Annotated in this window: 16 protein-coding genes; 10 read left to right on the forward strand and 6 right to left on the reverse strand. The window is 69.3% G+C overall.

Features of this window, described 5'->3' with window-relative positions; genetic code table 11:
- Positions 1-111: 111 nt before the first annotated feature.
- A complete protein-coding gene (locus ACFXJ8_RS05020; protein ID WP_379642485.1) occupies positions 112-1131 on the forward strand; it encodes an MASE1 domain-containing protein in 1020 nt (339 codons plus the stop codon).
- Between the two features lie 25 nt (positions 1132-1156).
- Here the strand turns inward: ACFXJ8_RS05020 and ACFXJ8_RS05025 are convergent, their stop codons facing one another.
- Entirely contained in the window at positions 1157-1618 is a 462-nt protein-coding gene (locus ACFXJ8_RS05025) for a hemerythrin domain-containing protein (protein WP_379642486.1), read from the reverse strand.
- 397 nt (positions 1619-2015) lie between these two features.
- Here ACFXJ8_RS05025 and ACFXJ8_RS05030 point away from each other — a divergent pair, with 397 nt between their 5' ends.
- The 4 genes from ACFXJ8_RS05030 (at position 2016) to ACFXJ8_RS05045 (ending at position 4956) form a co-directional block, all read left to right on the forward strand.
- Complete coding sequence (locus ACFXJ8_RS05030) at positions 2016-2294, forward strand: FmdB family zinc ribbon protein (protein ID WP_379642487.1); 279 nt, start codon at positions 2016-2018, stop codon at positions 2292-2294.
- 39 nt (positions 2295-2333) lie between these two features.
- Positions 2334-2999: an AmiS/UreI family transporter gene (locus tag ACFXJ8_RS05035; protein ID WP_379642488.1), complete on the forward strand. Its 666-nt coding sequence runs from the start codon at positions 2334-2336 to the stop codon at positions 2997-2999.
- Positions 3000-3080: 81 nt separating this feature from the next.
- Positions 3081-4328, forward strand: coding sequence for a formamidase (gene fmdA / locus ACFXJ8_RS05040; RefSeq protein WP_379642489.1), 1248 nt, complete (start codon positions 3081-3083; stop codon positions 4326-4328).
- 199 nt (positions 4329-4527) lie between these two features.
- Entirely contained in the window at positions 4528-4956 is a 429-nt protein-coding gene (locus ACFXJ8_RS05045; protein ID WP_379642490.1) for a hypothetical protein, read from the forward strand.
- A gap of 19 nt (positions 4957-4975) precedes the next feature.
- Here ACFXJ8_RS05045 and ACFXJ8_RS05050 read toward each other — a convergent pair whose 3' ends face one another.
- Both ACFXJ8_RS05050 and ACFXJ8_RS05055 read right to left on the reverse strand, forming a co-directional pair.
- The gene (locus ACFXJ8_RS05050) at positions 4976-5416 is read right to left on the reverse strand and encodes a hypothetical protein (protein WP_379642491.1); all 441 of its coding nucleotides are present in this window, start codon (positions 5414-5416) and stop codon (positions 4976-4978) included.
- Positions 5417-5468: 52 nt separating this feature from the next.
- On the reverse strand, positions 5469-6071 hold the full coding sequence (locus ACFXJ8_RS05055) for a TetR/AcrR family transcriptional regulator (protein WP_379642492.1): 603 nt from the start codon (positions 6069-6071) through the stop codon (positions 5469-5471).
- Positions 6072-6097: 26 nt separating this feature from the next.
- On the opposite strand from ACFXJ8_RS05055, the gene ACFXJ8_RS05060 reads away from it, so the two are divergent.
- Complete coding sequence (locus ACFXJ8_RS05060; RefSeq protein ID WP_379642493.1) at positions 6098-7111, forward strand: hypothetical protein; 1014 nt, start codon at positions 6098-6100, stop codon at positions 7109-7111.
- Between the two features lie 29 nt (positions 7112-7140).
- The gene (locus ACFXJ8_RS05065; RefSeq protein ID WP_379642494.1) at positions 7141-8343 is read left to right on the forward strand and encodes a methyltransferase family protein; all 1203 of its coding nucleotides are present in this window, start codon (positions 7141-7143) and stop codon (positions 8341-8343) included.
- A gap of 53 nt (positions 8344-8396) precedes the next feature.
- Here ACFXJ8_RS05065 and ACFXJ8_RS05070 read toward each other — a convergent pair whose 3' ends face one another.
- The 3 genes from ACFXJ8_RS05070 to ACFXJ8_RS05080 form a co-directional block, all read right to left on the reverse strand.
- A complete protein-coding gene (locus ACFXJ8_RS05070; protein WP_379642495.1) occupies positions 8397-9176 on the reverse strand; it encodes a DUF899 domain-containing protein in 780 nt (259 codons plus the stop codon).
- An 83-nt stretch (positions 9177-9259) separates the two neighbouring features.
- A complete protein-coding gene (locus ACFXJ8_RS05075; RefSeq protein ID WP_379642496.1) occupies positions 9260-9622 on the reverse strand; it encodes a metalloregulator ArsR/SmtB family transcription factor in 363 nt (120 codons plus the stop codon).
- Complete coding sequence (locus ACFXJ8_RS05080; RefSeq protein ID WP_379642497.1) at positions 9612-10043, reverse strand: SRPBCC domain-containing protein; 432 nt, start codon at positions 10041-10043, stop codon at positions 9612-9614. Before ACFXJ8_RS05080 ends, ACFXJ8_RS05075 begins: the two co-directional genes overlap by 11 nt.
- Positions 10044-10233: 190 nt before the next feature.
- Between ACFXJ8_RS05080 and ACFXJ8_RS05085 the strand changes: the two genes are divergently transcribed.
- The 3 genes from ACFXJ8_RS05085 to ACFXJ8_RS05095 all read left to right on the forward strand — a co-directional run bounded on the left by ACFXJ8_RS05085 (position 10234) and on the right by ACFXJ8_RS05095 (position 14787).
- Positions 10234-12549 carry a PQQ-binding-like beta-propeller repeat protein gene (locus ACFXJ8_RS05085; RefSeq protein ID WP_379642498.1) on the forward strand — a complete coding sequence of 772 codons (2316 nt, stop codon included), beginning with the start codon at positions 10234-10236 and terminating at the stop codon, positions 12547-12549.
- 45 nt (positions 12550-12594) lie between these two features.
- Complete coding sequence (locus tag ACFXJ8_RS05090; RefSeq protein ID WP_379642499.1) at positions 12595-13176, forward strand: hypothetical protein; 582 nt, start codon at positions 12595-12597, stop codon at positions 13174-13176.
- Between the two features lie 165 nt (positions 13177-13341).
- Positions 13342-14787 carry a polysaccharide lyase 6 family protein gene (locus ACFXJ8_RS05095; RefSeq protein ID WP_379642500.1) on the forward strand — a complete coding sequence of 482 codons (1446 nt, stop codon included), beginning with the start codon at positions 13342-13344 and terminating at the stop codon, positions 14785-14787.
- The last annotated feature ends 30 nt before the right edge of the window (positions 14788-14817 follow it).

Here is a 14817-nt window from a genome sequence, read left to right on the forward strand (position 1 = left end):
CGGTGTCAGGAGTGATCGGCCAGGTCAGGGCATATGCCGTGGGCCGCGGTCGCGATAGGGTGAGCGGAGCCTCGATCCGATTGGGCCGGGAATCCGCGTGATGGAGGCATCATGGAGCACAACGGGGGGCTTCGCGGCTGGGCTATGTCGGGCCTGCGTGTTCTTGCCGTGGCAGGCGCCTACTTCGCGGCCGCGAAGCTGGGGCTTCAGCAGGAGCTGGTCCGTGGGCAGGTCACACCATTGTGGCCCCCGACGGGCATCGCCCTGGCCTGCCTGCTCCTCATGGGTGTGCGCATCTGGCCGGGGATCACCCTGGGGGCCTTCCTCGTCAACGTGACGATCGGGCCGACGATTCTCGCCGTCGCGGCGATCTCCGTGAGCAACACGCTCGCGCCCCTGTGCTCCTACCTCCTGCTCACCAGCGTCGGCTTCCGCCGTACGATGAACCGGCTGCGGGACGCGCTCGCTCTGGTGTTCCTCGGCGCCCTGACCGGCATGCTGGTCAGCGCCACGCTGGGCAGCGGTGTGCTGTTCCTGTCCGGCGTGCTGGAGCCGGGTGAGTTCTGGGGGACGTGGTCCGTGTGGTGGACGGGCGACGCGATGGGCGTGCTGGTGATCACGCCGCTCCTGCTGGTGGCCGCCCGCCCGATCGGCCTGCCGCAGGGCGTTCATCCGGCCAGGTACGTCGAGGCGGCGGCATTGCTGGTGAGCACGCTCGTGGTGACGCTGGTGGCGACGATGAGCCCGGTCAATCTGCTCTACCTCGTCTTCCCCTTCCTGATCTGGGCGGCCCTGCGTTTCCGGCTGCCCGGCGCCGCGGTGTGCGCGCTGATCGTCACGACCGTCGCGATCGTCTCCGCCGCGCACGGCAGCGGCCCGTTCGCCCGCCACGACCTGCTCCTCAACATGGTCTCCCTGCAGGTCTTCAACGGGTCGGCGGCGTTGACCGCGCTGCTGCTCGCGGCGATCATCGCCGAGCGGAACCAGGCGCACCGGAACATCGAACAGATCTGCGCACGGCTCATCGAGATGGCGGTCCGCCTCGAACGAGGCCAGGCCGCCGCGCCCCGGCCCTCCACCCGCCCCGGACGGCAACCGCCGGCCAACCGCGCCGACAGCGGCTCATACTGACGACCCGACCCCGCCCGAGTGGCGGTCACTCACCGCCGATGTCGATCTCGTACGCCTGGTAGAGCAGGTCGGCCCCGCGCCGCCGGTGCCGGCTCAACGCCGACAGCGTCGCGGTCAGCCGCGCTCTCACGCGCTCCATGGCGGCCTCGTCGGACGCCGACAGCTCCTGCTCGGCGGCGGCGAGCTCGGCGGTGATCTCGCCGTGCTCCCGATGCAGCCGCCGCAGCAGGCCATCCAGCCGTGGCGCCTCCACCCGGATCTCCTCGAACAGACCCTCAGGACCCTCGACGATCGACACGTGAGCGGCGAACGCCTCTCGCAACCGCGCCACGACCGGCGCCAGCTCACGAGCCCAGTCGTGGGCTCCTCCCGCCGGCGGCGCGGCCAGCGCCAGTTCGAGCGCCCCACAGGCACGATGAAGATGCGCGCGGCGCATCCGGAGCGTCAGGAGCTCATCCTCAGCAGGCGTGACGGGATCGTCGGACATGGCTTCTACCCGATCGCACGTTGCCACGGCCCGAGCCGTATGCAGACATCTTCCACCGTACGACCGCGACGCGCGGATTGACATCCCCGCAGGGCACCTCCGACCCTGCGCGGAAAGGCCCCATCCGTCAAACGTCCGAAAAACTTCAGAAAATCGCGCCCGCCCCCCGTTAAAGAATCGGCCACGTTTACTGCCTTCGCGGGTAGAGCCCTGTTATCATGCCCCGCTTTTCCACTCGGCGCCGCTATTTTTCGGTGACATCGGCGCCATTTCGCCACGTTGACATGAGGTTTGCGGCAGAGGTTACCTGAAGTATGCCTAGATCGCCGTGGACCGGCGACAGGTCTGCGGTGCGAAGGTCCGGAGGAGCGAGTCCGATCTCTGGCGGGGGACGCCTATGGCCACGTACGAGTACCGCTGCCCCGACTGCGGGCTGTTCGAGGTGCATCTGCCGATAGGGACCGCCACCGCGGTTCGCGACTGCGTGGCGTGTCACCGTCCGGCCCCTCGGATCTTCTCCTCGCCGTACCTCAGCCGGGTGCCCTCGGCGGTGGCCGCCGCGCGCACCCTCGAGGAGCAGAGCCGGGATGCACCCGAGGTCGTCACCAGCATGCCGCCGCCCAGGCGACGCCCGCAGCCGCAGCATCCGGCGCTGCCACGCCTGCCCCGACCTTGACCAACAGAAGCAGCGACAACATCAGGAGGTGCGTGGCTCATGGGAGCCGTCGGACTCATCTACGTCGGCGCCGTGCTCTTCATCAACGGGATGATGCTCCTGAAGAAGGTTGAACCTCGCGCGGCAGCCATCCTCAACCTCTTCGTCGGGGCCCTGCAGGTGATCACACCCACCGTGTTGATCATCATGAGCGGCGGGGACCCGAACACGATCCTCGGCGCGTCGGGGATCTATCTGTTCGGTTTCACCTATCTGTATGTCGGAATCGGCCTGCTGGGCGGTTTCGACTCCACGGGAGTCGGCTATTTCTCCCTGTTCGTGGCCGTCATGGCGCTCGGATACTCCTACGCGAACTTCCAGCTTCTGGGCGATCCGGCGTTCGGCGTCATCTGGCTCTACTGGGCGTTCCTGTGGTTCCTCTTCTTCGTGCTCCTGGGCTTGAAACACGAGCAGATCACCAGGTACACGGGCTGGGTCACAGCGATCCAGGGATGGGTCACGGGCGCGATTCCCGCCTTCATGATCCTCACCGGCTACTGGCAGAACACGGGTCTCATCGCCGTCGTTCTCGCCGTGTTCGGCCTGGTGGTCTTCATCGGGCTGTGGCCGCTGACCCGGGGGCGGGAGCCCACCGCGGCGGCGCCGGCCCCGGGCGACGAGGCGGTGGGCGCCCGCGACCGGACGCGCCGCCCCCGCTGGACCTGACGCGAGAACCGCGGAGCGGAAAGGAGGTGGTGTGTACGCGCTGATTCCCGATAGCAGCACAACCAAGAAAGGCATTTCATCATGCCCAACGTCGTATTCACCATCGACCAGTCGAAATCAATGCGCGACCAGAAGATACCCGGGCACAACCGATGGCACCCAGATATTCCGGTGGCCGACATGGTACGCCCAGGGGACGAGTTCCGGGTCGAATGCAGGGAATGGACCGACGCCCAGATCGGCAACAACGACTCCGCGAACGATGTGCGCGACGTCGACCTGAGCGTCACACACATGCTGAGCGGACCCATCGGGATCGATGGCGCCGAGCCCGGCGACCTCCTGGTCGTCGACATCCTTGACCTCGGGCCGGTACCGCAGCAGGTCGGGGACGCACCGGGACAGGGATGGGGCTACACCGGCGTGTTCGCCAAGGCGAACGGCGGCGGGTTCCTGACCGATTACTTCCCCGACGCCTACAAGGCGATCTGGGACTTCCACGGCCAGGTCGCCACCTCCCGCCACCTGCCAGGCGTGCGCTACACCGGCATCACCCACCCCGGCCTGTTCGGCACCGCACCGTCGGCCGACCTGCTCGCGGCCTGGAACCGCCGGGAGCAGGCTCTCATCGACACCGACCCGCAGCGGGTACCGCCGCTCGGCCTGCCGCCACTGGCCGACAACGCCCTCGGCGGTACGGCAAGCGGCGAGGCGGCGCAGCGGATCGCCAGCGAGGGCGCCCGCACCGTTCCCGCCCGGGAGAACGGCGGCAACCACGACATCAAGAACTTCACCCGCGGAGCCAGGGTCTTCTACCCGGTCCACGTGAAGGACGCGAAGCTCTCCGGAGGTGACCTGCACTTCAGCCAGGGTGACGGCGAGATCACCTTCTGCGGCGCGATCGAGATGGGCGGCTACATCGACTTCCACGTCGACCTCATCAAGGGCGGCATGGAGAAGTACGGCATCATGACCAACCCGGTCTTCATGCCAGGCAACGTCGAGCCCCGCTACTCCGAGTTCCTCTCGTTCATCGGGGTCTCGGTCGACCACGACACCGGCACCAACTACTACCTCGACGCGACGGTGGCCTACCGCAGGGCCTGCCTCAACGCCGTCGAGTACCTCAAGAGGTGGGGCTACACCGGCGAACAGGCCTACCTGCTGCTCGGCTCGGCTCCCATCGAGGGACGCGTCAGCGGGATCGTCGACATTCCCAACGCCTGCTGCTCGCTCTACCTGCCCACCGCGATCTTCGACTTCGACGTCCGGCCGAACCCGGAGGGGCCGGTCAGGAAGGAGCGCGGGCAGTGCGCCGTGACGAGCTGACCGCCACGGCACTTGAGAGAGGACCGGCCACCGCGCGATCGCGCGGTGGCCGGTCGTACCCCACCCCGCCACCAACCCAGGTAGAAAAATCAGCAAAAATCCGGTTATCCTCACATTAAGTCGCAAACCCCGACATATCTCCGAACTGGGGGTCACACCCGAGCCGGTGTGCGCGCCTGCCAATTCGAAGGGTTGATCTATGAACAACGACGCCGTGTGGGTCCGAAGCGTGACGGGCATCCAACTGCACCACACGACAGACCTCCAGGACGCCAGCCGATTCCTGGGCAATGCGGTGATGGCCCTGCGGGCGGCGCACGTGCGAACCGGTGACGACGAGTACACCGACCTCGCCGCCCAGCTCAAGGCCATGGTCGAGAAGACGCGGACGCTGGAGACGCAGGCCAGGGAGCGCATGCACGGACTGCACTCGACAGATCCTGAGCAGTTCGTCCGCTGCCGCGAGGGCGAGGAGCCGTGGCCCGACGAGATCCAGGCGGGTTTCGTTCCGCGCCACACCTGCAACGATCAGTGCCTCTACCACGACAACAACGTGCTCAACGCGATCATGCAGTGCATCTGCGGCCGTCCCCCGTGCCGCGCGTGCGCCATCGCGGGCACGCCGTGAGTGTGAGTACGGCGGGTCGTCACGCGGGCTGATCCCAGATGTCGGGGGTGTCCGGCGCGGTCACGGGCTGGTCGGCGGTCCATTCGAGGGCCGCGCGCGCGTTGTCGAGATCGTCGGTGGCGATCACGATCTTCACGCCGCCGAAGGTGGTGTAGGCGAGGTCGATGTTGACGCTCGCGTCGGCCAACTGCCTCGCCAGCTCGCCGAGCGTGCCCGGCCGGTCGGCGATGTCCACCACCAGCACCGGGCGGGCGTCCGCGACTCCCATTCCCGCGGCTTCCAGCGCCTCCTGGCATCTGTCGGCGGCCTCGTCCTCGACGAGCAGGTGGACGATACCCTTGCCCTCGCCCGTGAAGGCCGCCAGGCCCAGGATGTTCACGCCGGACTCGCCGGTGACCTCCCCGAGTCGGGCCAGCTCACCCGGCTGATCATTGAGAATGACAGCTATATCCGTCGACATCGCTTCTCAATCTTCTCACCAGGGAAGAAATGCGACAATCGGGTGGGCCCGGTCAGCCGCGGCGGCGCGGTAGCCGTACCGTGAGCAGCTTGGCGCGCGGCGCCACCCGGCCCGCCAGCTCGAAGAGCGCCTCGGTGCGGGTGCGGTCGGCGTCGAGGTGGGTGAAGAGGTTGACTCCCAGGTAGAACGTCATCGAGGCATAGGCGAGCTCGCGCGGCGGCAGGAGCTTGGCCAGCGGGGAGCCGCCGATCACCCGCTCCAGCGTGACCTCGATGAAGTCGATCCACGGGTCGGTGCGCTTGACGATCTCCGCGCGCAGCTCCGGCTTCGCGACGCTCGCGCCGACCAGCTCCGACACCATCGTGATGTGCCCGCCCTCCAGGTCGGCGCGGTAGATCTCGGTGGCCGCCGCCACCAGCTCCTCCAGCGTGCGGACCTGCGCCACCTTCTCCTGGTAGGCGGCCATGCGCGCGTCGGCCGCGCGGTCGAAGGCGGCCAGCAGCAGCTGGTCGACGCCGCCGAAGTGGTAGAAGACCAGCGCCGAGTTGACGCCCGCCGCCTTGGCGATCACGCGGGCGCTGGCACCCGCGTACCCCTCCTCGCGCAGCGTCCGCCCGGCGGCCTCGATGAGGCGATCCCTTGTCTCCTGCGTCATGATCCTTCATCATACGGTTTAACCGAGTGATTAAACCGATCGATCAAGGGGTGGCCGTGCAGGAGAAGCACGCCAAGAGGGTCCTGGCCGGTGTGCTCGTCGCGCTGTTCACCGGCCTGCTGGCCTACAAAGTGCTGCGCGCCGGCCACCTGGAGCAGACGGCGGTGTTCTACGTGGGCGTCCCGGCCGTCATCGCCATCACCGTCGTGCTCGCGGCGCGGCCCAGATCGGCGACGGGGATGATCATGGCGGTGCTCACCGTCGCCCTGGCGCTGGCCGGGCCGCTGCTCGGCGAAGGCATCGTCTGCCTGGTGTTCGCCGCGCCGCTGTTCTACCTCGTCGGCGCGCTGATCGGCCTGTTCGTCGACCACGTCGGCAGGCGGGCCAAGGGGCTGAACGCGCTGGCGGTGCCGTTACTGCTGCTCGTGGCCGTCGAGGGCGCGGGCGAGGCCACGTCGCTGCCCCGCCTGGAGCGGGTGAGCGCGACGCGGGCCTTCGCCGGGGACATAGAACGGTCGCTTGCCTCGACACTGCCTGCCTTCCGGCCGTACGAGTCGGCGCTGCTGCGGCTCGGCTTCCCCACGCCGCTCCTGGCCACGGGCGAAGGGCTCGAGCCGGGGGCCACCCGGGAGATCACCTTCAGTCCGCGCAGGTCGCTGGGCCTCGGCGCGCAGGCCGAGCCGCGCGCGATGACGCTGCGGGTCAAGCAGCGGGCGCCGGGCAGGGTGGTGTTCACCGTGGTCAGGGACACCACGCTGGCTCGCTGGCTGGAGCTGCGCGAAGCCGAGTTCGCCTGGTCGGCCGGGCGGCTGACGGTGTCGCTGAGCTACCGCAGGACCTTCGACCCGTCCTGGTACTTCGGCCCGCTCCAGCGCTACGCGCTCACCCAGGCCGCCGACTACCTCGCCATCACCTTCGCCACGCCCGCCACCCCGCCTGCCGCTCCCTCCGCCAGTTCCCTCGCCGCCGCCTTCGCCACGCCCGCCGCCCCCTCCGCGACCGCGAACGCCGTCGGGCCGCATGCCGGTGGCGGCTCGTGAGCCCCGCGCTCATCCGGGCCGTGGGTCTGATGGCACCGCTGCTCTGCGTCGTCTTCGCCGTCGTCCTGCAGCGCCGCCTCCACCAACGACTCGACGAGCGGCGGATCGCCGCCGCGCTGCTGGCCACCGGGTGGAACCTCCTGGTGCTGGCGGCGGTCAACCTGGCCGGCTGGTGGAGCTTCCACGCCGAGGGCGGGGTGGTCGCGGGGATTCCCGTGGACCTGCTGCTCGGCTGGGCGCTGCTGTGGGGAGCGCTGCCCGCGCTGGCCTTCCCGCTCGCGCCGGTACCGCTCACCGCGGCGGCGCTGGCCTGGCTCGATCTCGCGCTCATGCCGCAGGCCGAACCGGTGGTGGTGCTCGGACCGCAGTGGCTCACGGGCGAGGCGGTGGCGATCGCCCTCGCGCTGGTGCCGGGGCTGCTCATCGCGCGATGGACGGTCCAGGGCAGCCACCTGAGGGTGCGGGCCGGCTTCCAGGTGCTGCTGGCGGCCGGGCTCGGGGTGCTGCTGCCGGTCACCGTCCTCGATGCGTGGCGGCAGCCGGGGTGGGCGCTGGCGCTCATGGCGCAGGCGCTCGCCGTACCAGGAGTGCTGGGGCTGGCCGCGGTGCGCGAGTTCGCGGTGTCCGGCGGGGGCACGCCGCTGCCGTACGACCCGCCGCGCCGCCTGGTGAGCGGCGGCCCCTACGCCTACGTCCGCAACCCCATGCAGGTGGCGATGACCGGCGGCTACCTCCTGCTCGCCGTGCTCGACGTGCGCCTGCTCGGCGCGGCGGCGATCTCGTTCGCGTACGGCGCGGGCCTGGCCGCCTGGCACGAAGGCGACCAGCTCGACCGGCGGTACGGCCAGGCGTGGCACGACTACCGCGCCCTGGTACGCCCCTGGGTGCCCAGGCTCCGCCCGGCCATGCCGCCCGCGACGGTCTACGTCGCCTCGGACTGCGCCCGGTGCGGCCAGGTGGGCGCGTGGATCGAACGGCACCGGCCGGTGGGGCTCGCCGTGGTCCCTGCCGAGGGACATCCGGCCGGACTGCGGCGGATCACCTACGAACGGCCCGGCGGCCCGAACGCCCAGGGCGTGGCGGCGATCGCACACGTGCTGACCCACATCCACCTCGGCTGGGCGCTGGCGGGCTGGCTGCTCCTGCTGCCGGGAGTCCGGTGGTTCGCACAGCTGTGCGTGGACGCGCTGGGCGGCGAACCACGAGATCTGGTACACCACGGGTCCCCCTGATCAGGTCGTGCGTGCCGGGCCTTACCAGCCGGGCGCGACCAACCGGCGCCCGCTCATTCAGGACGGCAGCACCCAGTCGACCCGGGCGAGTCGTCCCCCTTCGAGGAGGTCGGCTCGTCGGCAGCGGAGGCTCCGGCGATCTTGTCCAGCCACTCCTGCGCCGGCTCGGCGTCGCCGTACTCGTCGTGCCAGTTCCACCACTCGTACGGCGGGGTCTGCGGATAGCCCTCGGGTGAGTCCTCCCACGCCTCCTGCCGTCCGAGCGCGGTCAGGTCGAGGTAGCTCCAGGTGCTCCCCATCGCCTCGTCGCCACGGTTGTTGACGAAGTAGGTGCGGAACACGCTGTCGCCGTCGCGGATGAACGCGTTCGTGCCGTGCCATTCGTCCACGCCGAAGTCGGCGTCGAACTCGTCGGTCATGGTGTACCAGGGCATCGTCCAGCCCATCCGCGCCTTCACCCGCTCGATGTCCGGCTGCGGCGCGCGCGAGGCGAAGACGAGGGTGGTGTCGCGGGCGTTCAGATGGGCGACGTGCGCGACCTGATCGGCTACCAGGGAACAGCCGCGGCAGGCGTGGTCGGGCCAGCCGTACACGCCGGGCTCGAAGAAGGCGCGGTAGACGACCAGCTGGCGGCGGCCCTCGAACAGGTCGAGCAGGCTCACCGTACCCTCAGGTCCGTCGAACGCGTATGCCTTCTCCACCGCCAGCCATGGCATCCGGCGACGCTCGGCGGCCAGCGCGTCGCGGGCGCGGGTCATCGCCTTCTCCTTCACCGGGAGCTGCTGACGCGCTGCCTCCCACTCCTGGGGCGTGACGATCGATGGGCTTTTCATCGTGCTGTCCACCTTCCAGTTCAGGTCGCTGCCGCTTCTTCAGCGGAAAGCCGTGGGCGCGGCCGCGACCGTTGGGTTGTCCTTCACCTGTGTTGATTCCCGGCGGGCCCGCTCTCGGACCGGTCGAGGTGGTCCTTCAACGCTTCGAGCGGGCCGTCCCAGTCGCGGGCAAGCGCGGCCAGGAACTGCTGCGCCACCTGCATCGGCGCCGAGCGCAGCCGGTAGCGCACGCGACGCCGTTCCCCTGGTTCGGCCGTCACCAGTCCGGCCTCGGTCAGCAGGGCCAGGTGCTTGGCGATCGCCTGCCGAGTGATCGGCAGGCGATGGGCCAGGTCCGTGGCCGTGGCCGGACCTCCCGCAGCAAGCGCGGCCAGAATCGCGCGCCTGCTCGGGTCGGCCAGGGCGATGAAGACCTGCTCAGCGATCGCCTCAGTGTCAGGCGGCATCAAGGTATTCGACCAGTTCGCCCAGCTCGCTCGCCCAGCCCTCGGTGTTGGCGTCGTACGCCTTGCGGTAGGCGTCCTCCGGCAGTTGCGCGAAGCCGGTTTCGACCACCCGCAGGCGCGTGCCAGCACCGACCGGTTCGAGCGTGAACTCGACATAGGTGCGGCGCGGATCGTCCTCGGGCAGGCCGTGGATGTTCCAGGTGAACCCGAACACCGTCGGCTCCTCCACCCGCTCCACCCGCATGTCGACCGTGAACCCGCCGGTCCACCTCAGCTGCGCCGACCCACCTGGACGCAGGTCGATCGTGGCCTCGTTGCCGAACCAGGAGCCCAGACCCTCGGCCGTGGTGAGCGCCGCCCACACCTTGCCCGGCGGGTGAGCGACCTCCACGGTCCGCTCGATGCGATCAGGAAAGCCCATGACAGCCTCCTCTAGCTTGTAGCAACCGAACGGTTGCCACACTATAGCAACCGAGTGGTTGCGTCAACGGTCGCGCTCGACCTGTCGCCTGCCCTCCCCTGAGGAAGGAACGCCTGCTCAGATGGGTCGACCGACATGACGGGGCGGCTCGCCTGACTGATCTTCATGCGAGATCGGTAATATCCGGCGAATGACCTTCCCCGGGAGCGACGAAGCAGCGGCCATCGGACCGTTCAAGGTGGTCCGGCTGTTGGGGGAAGGGGGAATGGGCCGGGTCTACCTCGCCACCTCCGCCAGCGGCAGGTCCGTGGCGGTCAAGGTGGTACGGCCCGAGCTCGCCGGCGACCCGACCTTCCGACGCCGGTTCAAGGCGGAGGCCGAGGCCGCCATGGCGGTCAGCGGCGCCTTCACCACACCCGTCGTGGACGCCGATCCCGACGGGCCGGTGCCATGGCTGGCCACCGTGTACGTGCCGGGCCCCTCGCTCCAGAGCGCGATCGAGACCGGCGGCCCGATGGCCGAGGCGCAGGTCCGGGTGCTCGGCGCCCGGCTCGCCGAGGCGCTGGCCGCGATCCATCGTGCCGGGATCATCCACCGGGATCTCAAGCCGTCGAACATCCTGCTCGCCGACGACGGCCCGCGGGTGATCGACTTCGGGATCAGCCGGGCCGCCGACGGCACCTCGCTCACCGCTACCGGCGGCGTCATCGGGTCGGCCGGGTACATGTCTCCCGAGCAGCTCGCCGGGCACGAGCTCTCCCCGGCGAGTGACGTGTTCGCGCTCGGCGCGGTGGTGGCCTTCGCGTCGACCAGCAGGCCCGCGTTCGGAACCGGCCCCTTCCAGGCGGTGATGTTCCGCGCCGCCTACGAGCCGCCCCAGCTCGACGGGGTCCCGCCGGGGCTCGTCGGACTGGTGGCCGCCTGCCTGGACAAGGATCCGCGGCGCCGGCCCGAGGTGGCCCGCTTGCCTGAGTTCTTCGCCACCCCTGGCCCGGCGGTGTCGCTGGAGGCAGCCGCGTCGCCGGGCACCCCCGGACCGCCCGGACCGCCCGGACCGCCCTGGACCCCCGGGACCCCTGGACCGCCCGGCACCCCCGGACCGCCCGGCATGCCCGGACCGCTCGGGACACCCTGGGCCCCTGGACCGCTCGGGACCCCCGGACCGCTGGAGACGGCCGTGTCGCCGGAGACGGTCGTGTCGCCGGAGACGATCACGTTGCCGCCTGAGCCGACGACGGCTCTACCGCCGCCGCCGAACCGGCGACAGCTGATCCTCGGTGGCGCCGCCATCGTGGCTGTCGCAGGTGGGACGGCCGCCGTCCTCGCCGCATCCGGAGGAGGCCGGCCCTCCAGGGGTGTCACGGCCACCAGCTCGCCGAGCCCCACCACAGGTGTGCAGCCCATCTGGACCCGCCAACTGTCCGGTGACCGCGCCGACCTCGCGACCCTGGACGGCATGCTCCTGTGCCTCGACAAGGCGGGGATCGACACTTTCGCGCTGAAGGACGGGAAGCCCGGATGGAAGGGCGAATCCAACTCTGCGGGGTTCTTTCCCAAGCTCGCGGGCGAGCGGATCTACATGCTCGGCCGCAACAACTCGATCAACGCCTTCGATCCACGCACGGGCGAGGAGCTGTGGATCTCCGAACTGAGCAGCGGCGAGCCTGAGCTGACCGCCCCCTACGGTTCCACGCTCGTGGTGCGGGATGAGAGCGATCGCCTGCACGGCCTCGACGCCGCGACCGGGAAACAGCGCTGGTCCTTCACCCCCGAGGACACCCTCTTGCTGGAGGGAGCCGCCAACCGGGGCGTCGTGATGGCGGTCACGCACGTCTACGATCCGCCCTCCTATGCCGCCTTCGCCGTCGGTAGCGGCAGGCCGCGCTGGTCCAGGCGGGGCACGTTGCACGCCCACTGCTCGGACGGCAAACGGTTCTACGTCCTCGACCCCGATCTGAACCTGGCGGCCCTGGACCCGCTCACCGGTCGTGAGATCTGGAGCATTCCCAGCCGCATGCCCCAGTACAGATCGTCGGCGCGCGAACCGTCCTACGAGCTGAACCTCGTGGGGAACACGCTCGTCTGCTCCTGCACCACGCCGTACAAAATCGCCGCCTTCGACGTGGCCACCGGCCGCCGCCGCTGGCCCGCCAAGTCCGCCACCTCACGGGCCTGGGCACAGTCCGGCCGGACGCTCCTGTACGTCAACAAAACGCTCAAGGGGAGCGACCTCCGCACCGGGGAGGACCTCTGGACCGGGGATGTCCCGGACGACGCGCCGTCGTTCATCGGCGGTGCGGAAACTCTCGTCTTCTTCGCGACGCCGGACGGCCTCCATGGCCGAGATGTCGAAAGCGGGCGACTGAGCTGGCATTTCCCCCATCCGACGACCGACGACACTTTCTTCTGGAGCGTGCTGCGCACGCCCGGCCGGCTTTTCGCGAGGTACAAGCGGGACCTGTTCGCCTTCGACTTCCCCGGCACGAAAGCCCCGGCCTACGCCTGAACGCTGGGCCATCCCTCGGTAAGGCCAGATCGGAAGGAGGCGTCCGTGGGAGACGAAGAGGTCGAGCAGTTCTCGGACGAGGCCAGGGACCGGTTACGGCAGGCTGCCGAGGCGCTCGCGGCGATGGTGGTGCGGCACGCCGAGACCCTGTGCGGGATGGAGGGACGGCAGCGGGAAGCCCCGAAGATCTTCGCGCTGAACGGCCCGCTCTCGGAGGCGGCTCATCGCTTCCGCGACGCCCAGTTCGACCTCACGGGGACCTTCCCTTTCTTCGACGACCCCGTGGAGGAGGACGAGGAGGAAGCGGAGTCTGAGGAGACAGAGCCCGCCGAGCGGATCGCCGTGCTCATGCGCCACGACTTCGTGATCACCGACCGGGAGGCGCTCATGGCCGCCGGCCGGGCCGCCTACCTGAGGGTGTGGCCGGACGACATCGAGGACGACTCCGAATTCGACGTGCAGACCGTGGACCGGGCCGTCTACCAGCTCATGCACGCCTCGGGCGAGGACGAGATCCTCTACGGCGTCCCTGGCCTCAAGCCGACCAGGTATTACAAGACCACGCTCGACGTGGCGGGCCACCTCGACTTCGACGACCCGTTCGCCATCTACTACGACGAGGACTGAATCAAGACCTGTCCACATATGTGAACACCTGCCAACCCCTTGGAAAACGCTTCCCAGGGCGTTACGGTTCTCGCAATGCTCCGATGAATAGGAGCGTTCATCCGCGCAGCTGTCATCTTTCACGGACACTCCTGCGCGCGACTTCCGTGATTGGCAGGAGGTTTCATGTCCAACACTTCCCGCTTGCTCGCCGCAGCCGTCCTGGCCGGCGCCCTCGCCTTAGGGCTCGGCCACGGCGGCGCCGTGGCCGAGCCCGCGCAAGAGGTCCTGGTGTCGAATCCGGCCGAGCTGACGCAGGCCCTGGCGGCGGCCCAGCCCGGCGACACGATCGTGCTGGCCGACGGCACCTGGGAGAACGCCTTCCTCGACATCAGCGCCGCCACCGCGCCCGGCAGGCCGGTGACGGTGCGGGCCCAGACGCCCGGCAAGGTCGTGCTCACCGGCCGGTCGGGGCTCTCGCTGAACAGTCCCGACCTGGTGGTCAGCGGGCTGACCTTCACCAACGGCACCGTCCCCGCCGGCAAGGGGTCGGTCATCACGTTCAACAGCGACCGGGGCCGGGTCACCGACACGGCCGTCGTCGACTTCAACCCGGCCGAGCCGCAGACCCCCTACTACTGGGTCTACTTCCGCGGTGGCGCCAACCGGTTCGACCACAGCCTGCTGGAGGGCAAGAACCACCAGGAGCCGGTGGTCGGCAACGACCGGGGCCTGGCGGCGAAATACAACAAGGTCGATCACACCCGGTTCGCCAACGTGCCCAACATCGGCCGCAACGGCATGGAAGCGCTGCGGATCTGGGGCTACGGACAGTGGGGCGACCTCGGCACGGAGGAGGGCGCGTACTTCACCATCGAGCACAACCTCTTCGAGCACGTCGACGGCGACGACGAGATCATCTCGCTGAAGTCCAACCACAACACCGTCCGCTTCAACACGATCAAGCAGTCGAGCGGCGGCCTCGTGCTGCGCTACGGCAACTACAACACGGTCGAGAACAACGTCATCCTGGGCGAGCGCTACCCGGCCAGCGAGGGCATCAGGGTCAGCGGGAACAGCCACACCGTGCGCGGCAACTACGTGGCAGGGGTGTCCGGCTACGGGCTCAAGGTCACCAGCGGCGAGCACCTGTTCGACGAGAACAACCAGCTCGACTACCTGACGCCGGGCTTCGTGCCGCAGCCGAACCCGCTCGCGCCGTACGGCTATCTCTTCCACTACGGCCAGGTGACCGACAGCGAGTTCAGCGGCAACGTGTTCGTCGACAACGCCAAGAGCGACATGCACCTCGGCTGGTTCTACAAGAACCACTGGCCCGGCTACCAGATGGTGCTGCTGCCCGAGCGCAACACCTTCACCGGCAACATCGCCTACCGCCCGGCCGGCGGCGTCTCGGTGCAGACCAGCGCGCAGGACACCGCGCCGCCGCTGGAGAAGTTCACCTTCGAGCCCAACATCTTCAAGCGCAATGTCGTGATCGGCGGCACGCTCAGCGTCAACCCGCCCAACACGAGCGACGGCATCGTCGTCGTCCCGCTCGCCAGGAGCGCCCGGCCGCAGGCCCCGCGGAGCGCGACGGCCGCCGACACCGGCCCGAGCTGGCGCGAGTGACCCGCTGGTGATCCGGTACGGCCGCGCGCA

It is taken from the genome of Nonomuraea sp. NPDC059194 (assembly GCF_042754765.1).
Lineage (GTDB): Bacteria > Actinomycetota > Actinomycetes > Streptosporangiales > Streptosporangiaceae > Nonomuraea.